6 protein-coding genes and 1 pseudogene are annotated in these 5,003 nt (G+C 68.9%); 5 read left to right on the top strand and 2 right to left on the bottom strand.

What is annotated here, in order from left to right:
* Positions 1–347: pseudogene (locus MKK58_RS00035) on the bottom strand (hypothetical protein); the annotation flags it as partial.
* Between the two features lie 161 nt (positions 348–508).
* Between MKK58_RS00035 and MKK58_RS00030 the strand changes: the two are divergent.
* Positions 509–1,438: a LysR family transcriptional regulator gene (locus MKK58_RS00030; RefSeq protein WP_243910185.1), complete on the top strand. Its 930-nt coding sequence runs from the start codon at positions 509–511 to the stop codon at positions 1,436–1,438.
* Between the two features lie 109 nt (positions 1,439–1,547).
* Here MKK58_RS00030 and MKK58_RS00025 read toward each other — a convergent pair whose 3' ends face one another.
* Positions 1,548–2,363 (bottom strand): universal stress protein, encoded by an 816-nt coding sequence (locus tag MKK58_RS00025; RefSeq protein ID WP_243910184.1) that lies wholly within the window; start codon positions 2,361–2,363, stop codon positions 1,548–1,550.
* A 165-nt stretch (positions 2,364–2,528) separates the two neighbouring features.
* Here MKK58_RS00025 and MKK58_RS00020 point away from each other — a divergent pair, with 165 nt between their 5' ends.
* The 4 genes from MKK58_RS00020 to MKK58_RS00005 form a co-directional block, all read left to right on the top strand.
* A complete protein-coding gene (locus tag MKK58_RS00020; protein WP_243910183.1) occupies positions 2,529–3,398 on the top strand; it encodes a PRC-barrel domain-containing protein in 870 nt (289 codons plus the stop codon).
* Positions 3,399–3,465: 67 nt separating this feature from the next.
* The gene (locus tag MKK58_RS00015; protein WP_243910182.1) at positions 3,466–4,041 is read left to right on the top strand and encodes a hypothetical protein; all 576 of its coding nucleotides are present in this window, start codon (positions 3,466–3,468) and stop codon (positions 4,039–4,041) included.
* Between the two features lie 47 nt (positions 4,042–4,088).
* Entirely contained in the window at positions 4,089–4,331 is a 243-nt protein-coding gene (locus MKK58_RS00010; protein WP_243910181.1) for a hypothetical protein, read from the top strand.
* Between the two features lie 231 nt (positions 4,332–4,562).
* A partial coding sequence (locus tag MKK58_RS00005; protein ID WP_243910180.1) for a hypothetical protein occupies positions 4,563–5,003 on the top strand: 441 nt, incomplete at its 3' end.

The raw sequence follows: 5,003 nt of genomic DNA, 5'->3' as shown, positions 1-5,003 counted from the left end.
ATGACGGCAGCGACGCTCGGCTGCGGAAGGCGGATCGCGATGCCCCCGGCCAGGGCATTGGAGTTGATGCCGATGGAGAGGCACGACCCCAGGGCGGCGAGCAGGGCCTCGGAGGCGTAGGGCCCCGCCGCCGCGCCGAGGATGCCCTCGGGCTCGTTCTCCATCACCGGCTGCGGCGGCAGGTCTCGGATGTAGTTGAGCTGGCTCAGCCGACCCTGCGCCTCCGTGCGGCAGCGCAGGGTGCGCACGGCGCTCGGGTCGGCCTTGGCCTGCACGACGACGAAATCGAGCGCGCGTTTGCCCCCCAGGGACGGTGGGATATCGGGAGTCGGTGGTGGCTTGACCATGAATATTTCCGTCGTTTGTTTTGCTGGCGAGATTATCCGCCCTAATTATCCGGCGTGCATTCCCGAATAGGTGATGCACGATTTCTAGTTTAGGCTCTTCGGCGTTCCCGGCGGCAACCAAATATGACGACGAGGACTGCGGAATTGACGAGGTATGCCGAATGCTGGACTGGGATGATCTGAGGTTTTTCCTGGCATTGTCGCGGCACGGCAGCCTCTCGGCGGCCGCCAAGGTGCTCCACGTCTCCCAATCGACCGTCGGGCGGCGCCTCAACTCGTTGGAGGCGACGCTTTCCGTCCGCCTGCTCAACCGCACCCCGGAAGGCTACGTGCCGACGCTTGCAGGCGAAGAGGTCCGTCGGAAGGCCGAGAGCCTGGAGACCGAGGCCCTCGCGTTGGAGCGGGACGTCACCGGGCGCGACAGCCACCTGCGGGGGCTGGTTCGGGTGACATGCGCCGAGACGATGGCCGCGCACCTCCTCGCCCCGAGCTTCGCCGGCCTGCATTCCCGGCACCCTGACATCATGATCGAGCTCATTCCCAACCCGCGGGAACTGAGCCTGGCGATGCGCGAGGCGGACATCTCGGTCCGCATGCGGCAGCCCGAGCAGAACGACCTCGTGGTCCGGCGCATCGGCGGCATCGCCTTCGGCCTCTACGCCACGTCGGACTACATCAAGGAGCGCGGCGACCTGAACTTCGAAGACGGCTGCCCGGACCACCACTTGATCACCCAGATGGAGGACAGCCAGGAGATGACGCAGTCGGCCTGGCTGACCGAGATGGCCTCACGGTCGCGCGTCGTCCTGCAGACGAGCAGCCACGAGGCCGCCGTGCTGGCGGCCGCCAACGGCGGCGGGCTGGCCTGCCTCGCCCGGTTCCGCGGCGACGAGGAGCCCAGGCTGATCCGGATGGACGTGCCGACGGAACCGCCCAGCGCCGACATCCTCCTGCTGGTCCACAAGGACAACCGCGACACCCCCAGGATACGGACGGTGCTCACGCACATCACGGAAAGCCTCCAGGCGCTCGCCCACGTCCTCCAACCCCCGGGCGCGAACGAGGAGGACGTGCGTGCCGTCGGCACGTGATGCGGACGGGATCACCGTGTGCCGCCGGACTCCGCCGAGGCGAGCTATGGCGGGCTGCGGGTGTTCGGGGGCTCCGGCGGGACGTGCGACCACCGGCCGGGGGTTCCAGTCAGTTGCTCATCAGGCAGCAAACGGGGGCGTTCCGAAGGATGTCGCGGGTGACGCCGCCGAACATCCACTCGCGCAGCCTCGAATGCCCGTAGGCGCCCATGACGAGCAGGTCCGCATCCTCACGTGCGACGAACCGCAGGATCGCCTCTCCCGTGCCGGCGTCGTCCACGACCTCGCGGTGCGTCGTGACTTCGAGGCCATGACGGGAAAGGTAGGCCGCAACGTCGTCCAGCCCTTGGGTATCCGTCTCGCCGCCGACCCCGATGACGAGCACCCGCTCCGAGCGTTCGAGGAACGGGAGGGCGTGGAGGACGGCACGGCGCGCCTCCAGCGTGTCCTTCCAGGCGACGACGACGCGTCCGCTGCGCAACGTCTCGATCCCGGGCGGGGCGACGAGCACCGGACGCCCGGCCTCCACGACGAACGGTCCTGGAAGGACGCCCATCGGGCCGGGCTCGGGATCCCGGGCGCCCCAGCGACCGACCACCACCACGTCCGCAGCCCTGGCCTGTCCGGCGAGATAGGTCGAGGGATCGGCTAGATCCGAGCGCCAACCGGTTCGGGTCAGCCCCTCGACGTTGCGGTCGAAGATCGCCCGTGCCTGCTCCAGGTCACGCCCCGCATTGGCCACCTCGACGTCGGTCACCTGAAGGGCTGCGTAGACGCTCGTGGAGTGGGGCGGCGGCGTGACCTGGCGCGCGGCCACGCCGATGAGTTCCGCATCGAACCGGCCGGCGAGCGAGGACGCGAGCTGGACACGGTCCGCCGCGGCGGGACCGAGGTCCACGGAAACCATGATGCTGGCCACGTTCATGTCGGTGCTCCGTCCTTGAGCCTAGGAATCGATGGCCGGAAGGAAGCACGGACCGACTTGGGGCGGCCTTGATCCAGGACAAAGCATCGAGGGAGCCGACGGGTCAAACCAGGGGGATGGACGGAGCGAGCAGTCTTTGGGCGCCCGACATCCCGGAACACGAACATGCAACAACCAGCCAGATCCATCGCCCTCGGGGCGGTCCTATCGCTTTGCCTGACGGTCCCGCTCAAGGCAGCGGAGGAGCCGCAGGCAAGCTCCGTGGCGGATACGGACGCCAGGCCGGCCCAGGTCTGCCTCGACCACCTCAAGGCGTTCGACGCGCAGATGGAAAAGGATGGCTACTGGCTGGGCGGGTCCGGCTACGGCTACGGTTATCCCCTCGGCGGCTACTGGTTCGGCGGCATGACCGGGAACGCCGGCATGGCCATGGGGGCGGCATCCGCGATGATGGGGTACGCGAACGCCCGCCCCGGATACGAGGTCCGGGTACTCCTCTCGGCCGCCGACATCCTCGCGCGCCATGGCAGGCAGCAGCCGTGCGAGGACGTGCTCGTCCAGATCCGGTCCAGCTACGAGGCGTACAAGACCGACATGCAGGGCCGTGACCTGCGGGTCGCGAACGCCCTGGGCTTCCGCAAGCAGGAGCTTTCGCTGGCGCAGCCAGTCGTGACGCGGGTCGCCGCCTTCCGCTCGGACGACCTGCTCGGGAGCGAGGTGCGAACCCCGGGCAACATCGCGCTCGGCAGCGTCGACGACATCGTCATGGGGTCCGAGGACGGCAAGATCGCCTACCTCGTCATCGCCCGCGGCGGCGTCTTCGGCCTCGGCGAACGCCACGTCGCCGTGCCGTGGGACCAGTTCAAGGTCACGCCGAACCTGAACATCCTGGTTCTGCAGACGAGCAAGGACGCCATGGACAAGGCTCCCCGGATCACCGAGGGGCGCTTCACGAAGGCGGAGCCGTTCGCCCAGCAGACCGCGAAGGCCGACGCCTATTGGAGCGCCGCCGCGAAGACGCCGCAGACCGACTGAGACGGCCAAAATCAACGGCAGGTTCCGCCTGCCGACCGCCCTTGACCCCACGAACGGATTTTTTGCCATGCGAACCACCACCGCCCTGACGGCTGCGCTCCTCGCCCTGTCGATGATGACGACCGCGCAGGCGCAGGCGCCTGTGCCGGCGTCCCCACCCGGTGATGCCGCCACGACGATGCGCGAGGCAGGGCGAGAGGCCAGTCAGGCCGCCGATGCGGCCCGTGAGGCTGCCCGGCTCGCTCTGCAGGCCTCGAAGGCGGCGGTGAACGACGCCCCGAAGCAATCCGCTGACATGATCGGGAAGCTCGTTACCGACGCCGCGGACGCCGCGACGCGTGCCGAGACAAAGATCGCGGAGGCCAATAGGGCGGCGGGGGTCTCGGCGAACGCCTCGATGCGCAAGGCCGCAGATTCGGCGCGGAAGTCGGTCGAGGCGACGCAGGCCGCGGTGCGGAAATCGCAGGATGCCGTCGAGGTTTCGCTTCGCTCGAACATGGCCGCCGTCCGGCGCACGGCATCGAACGCACGAGCCGCCATCGTCAAGGCCGCAACGGCCACCGCGAACGCCGCCCGCGCCGCACGTGAGGCCGCCCGAACCACCTGGGACCGTGACATGGCGCAGTCACAGGTCCGAGGCTGACGGACGTCCGGGCGCAGCTTCCCGACACCGACTCAGGGAGAACGACGATGCCGATGAGCAAGATGGCCCAGGCGTGCGAGGAGGCGGCGCACCAGCATGACAGGGCGGCCGCCCATTACCGGCATTCGGCTAGGCACCTCGCCAAGGGCGAGACCGCCGCCGCCGCAAAGGAGCGGGACCTCGCCCTGGACCATTCCGAGAAGGCCCGGATCGACGAGGTCGGCCTTCGGCCCGAGGCGGCAGCCGAGAAGGAGGCACGGTCCGAGGAAGCTTGGCGCTTCATGGGCTGAGCCCATCGTACCCATCACCTCCGCCACCCGTGACGAGGAATCCCTCATGGCCAACCCGATATCTCCCGAGCGACCCGACCCGACGTTTCCAAATCCAGGTCCGGCGCATCCCCCCCAGCCCGACAGTACGCCTTCGCCTGAACCTTTCGGCATGCCCGATTACGAGCCGGATGAGGTCCCGCCGTCCAATGAGCCGCTCGGCATCCCGTCCGGTTCACCGCCGGAGATCGGATGACCGCCGACACGAAGCTCCCGCCGCCCGGCGTCGCCCTGGCGAGGGGACCGCCGGGGACGTGCGAGTACGAGGCATCCTGCGCGCACGCCATCGAGACGTCGCTCGGCATCCAAGGGCTTGGGGTGCATCGGGAGCACGACCGGATCGTCAGGGAGATAGCCCGGACGGTCGATGGCACCGACCCGTTCGCCGCGGTGGTGCGCGCGTCGCAGATGGCGTGCGCGCAGGATGCCTCGTACTCGCACGTCCCCGGCGGTCCCCTCGCCCGGGCGACGCCGGGCGGCGGGAGCTTCGTGTCGGCGGTCATCCGATCTCCGGCTGTGAACCGGACGGGATTCCGATCGGCACATTGGACGGCGGGAACTCATCCGGCGCGATATGGGGCCTGCCGAAAGGTTCAGGCGAAGGCGTGCTTTCCGTCGTGGGGGGAGTCGCCG

Origin of the sequence: Methylobacterium sp. J-078, assembly GCF_022829285.1 — a bacterium.
GTDB lineage: Bacteria > Pseudomonadota > Alphaproteobacteria > Rhizobiales > Beijerinckiaceae > Methylobacterium.
The sequence above is the reverse complement of the archived record's forward strand: the minus strand, read 5'-3'. Positions and strand labels throughout refer to the sequence as shown.

Excerpts from the sequence above, each read along its gene's own strand:
- MKK58_RS00015 (WP_243910182.1), top strand. The coding sequence starts at position 3,466 with ATGCGAACCACCACCGCCCTGACGGCTGCGCTCCTCGCCCTGTCGATG.
- MKK58_RS00010 (WP_243910181.1), top strand. The coding sequence starts at position 4,089 with ATGCCGATGAGCAAGATGGCCCAGGCGTGCGAGGAGGCGGCGCACCAG.
- MKK58_RS00025 (WP_243910184.1), bottom strand. The coding sequence starts at position 2,363 with ATGAACGTGGCCAGCATCATGGTTTCCGTGGACCTCGGTCCCGCCGCG.
- MKK58_RS00030 (WP_243910185.1), top strand. The coding sequence starts at position 509 with ATGCTGGACTGGGATGATCTGAGGTTTTTCCTGGCATTGTCGCGGCAC.
- MKK58_RS00020 (WP_243910183.1), top strand. The coding sequence starts at position 2,529 with ATGCAACAACCAGCCAGATCCATCGCCCTCGGGGCGGTCCTATCGCTT.